The organism is Eubacterium uniforme (assembly GCF_900167115.1).
Taxonomy (GTDB): domain Bacteria; phylum Bacillota; class Clostridia; order Lachnospirales; family Lachnospiraceae; genus Eubacterium_S; species Eubacterium_S uniforme.
In genome coordinates this window covers 1-1,645 of record NZ_FUXZ01000036.1, presented here as the reverse complement: position 1 = coordinate 1,645, position 1,645 = coordinate 1, and the positions used below count along the sequence as shown (strand labels likewise).

Annotated in this window: 1 protein-coding gene; it reads right to left on the bottom strand. The window is 29.0% G+C overall.

Going from position 1 to position 1,645, the window contains the following annotated elements; translation table 11 throughout:
* A partial coding sequence (locus B5D16_RS12525) for a VirB4-like conjugal transfer ATPase, CD1110 family (RefSeq protein ID WP_078767255.1) occupies nt 1-1,645 on the bottom strand: 1,645 nt, incomplete at both ends.

Genomic DNA, 1,645 nt, shown 5'->3' with positions numbered 1-1,645 from the left:
TTCTCCTTTTTTCTACAGCTGTTTGTTGATGACAAAATACGCTAAGTGTTCCATTGGTAATAGCTTCTAATTCATCAGCCAAATCTTTTGCATAAGCTGATTTAGTATCCTCCAAATCTTCATTAGCGATTTCAATTAATTTATTTCTGAAAGTAATCAATGTAGGACTTTCCTTTTTATCCGACTTAAAATAGTCTTCATAAATTCTTATACATGCCTTATCTATCATATTAATATGCTTATTACTTAATCTATCTGGATATATAGTTTCTTCGCAAAATGCATATAGAAACTCTGCTTTTTGAGATATAAAAGCATCCTTATCACTAATATGACTATGTACATGCAATGGATTAATATGAATATCACCATTCTTCTCAAAATCATAGTAATATCCATTATTATTAATTACATTTTCTCTATATTCTCCCATTGGATCTATAATTAAAACATCATCCATCGTTCTGCAGAGAACCTGATCCATTTCCATCTTAGCGTTCATTGATTTACCCGAACCAGATATACCAAAGAAAAATCCATTTCCATTCTGATATTTTTTTCTATTACCAAATATTCCTTTTTTACTTACCTGGTTAATCCCATAAAAGAATCCATCTTTATCATTAATGTCTATTACATTAAAGGGGGTAAATCCCGAAAGTGCTGATGTAAATAATGGTCTGTATACGTGAAGAAATCTTGCAGATGTTGGAAGAACACTTTTCAATCCTTCTCTCTGATCATCAATCAAACAAGATAATGTTAATCCATACGTATTACAAATATTATCTATTTCCTCAGCTTGTTTATTAAGTTCATCAAGCGATTCTGCAGATAAGGCAATAATAATACTTGTATCAAATACATTTTCATCATTACCTCTAAGTTCTTCCATATATTCTTCTAACTCGTCTATCATTGCTGTTTTCTCAAAACTAATTCTATTCGAAAAATATCCCGCCTTATTATTTACTTCCTGTTCTCTTGCAATAGACATGTTAACATTAGTATATTTTCTTTTTAAAATCTTTTGAATCTCATTTTTGGATATTGGTGTAACATCAATTGTTACAATTATTGGAAAATCCACTTGAGATAGTTCCCATATGAATGTATCATCAAGTTCTGATGGAAATTCAGATATATAATATGTACTTACGTATCTTTTGCCATAATCCATAGTAATATATCTACTATGAATCTTTTGAGCTGTATTAATAATATCTCTTCTCCAATCTCTACCAAGACTTAATGATTCTTCCCATGAAAATGAAAAATCCTTTTCATATCCCATTCTATAAAATCCATGCAAACTTCTAAGTCTATCTTCACAAGTTAAAGGAATAAGACCACTTCCAAGCTTTTTGAATAAAGCAATTAATCTACCTTCCAAAGAAGCAAAAAAGCTTTCTGCAGAATTATAATCATTCTTTTCAGTTGAAATAATAAAATACTTTGATAGAGATAATCCTTCCATTCCTGCGTATACTTTTTCAGAAGTATATTGATTAAATGCATCTGATAATTCTTTATAATCACTCTCTATTGCTTTTCTATAAATAGTTTTGTTTAACTCTGATGTATTCTGTAAATTCTTACAGATGATAACCTTAAAATTTACCTTTAATGAATTTAAAAGATTTTT